1 pseudogene is annotated in these 257 nt (G+C 60.3%); it reads right to left on the reverse strand.

The annotated features are described in order from the left end of the window. Positions 1-257: pseudogene (locus K3G39_RS20595) on the reverse strand (integrase); the annotation flags it as partial.

Below are 257 nucleotides of genomic sequence, written 5' to 3' on the forward strand. Positions count from 1 at the left end.
GAGCTTCCTGTTGCCCCTGAGGGCGGGCAGCTCGATGCGCTTGTCCTTTAGCCCCTCCATGCGGAAGACGTAGCGCAGGGAGTAGACGGTGAACTTGAAGTAAGCGTCGGAGGGGGTGTTGTGCTCCTGTTTTACCAGGTAGAGGTAGTCGTTGATCTGATCCGAGTCCAGCTCGGTGGGCAGGCAGTTAAAGTGCAGGGCTACTTTGGCCAGGTGGCGGGCGTAGTTTTTGAGGGTGCTCTGGCCGCGGCCGGCGA

The organism is Pontibacter sp. HSC-14F20 (genome assembly GCF_019599265.1).
Taxonomy (GTDB): domain Bacteria; phylum Bacteroidota; class Bacteroidia; order Cytophagales; family Hymenobacteraceae; genus Pontibacter.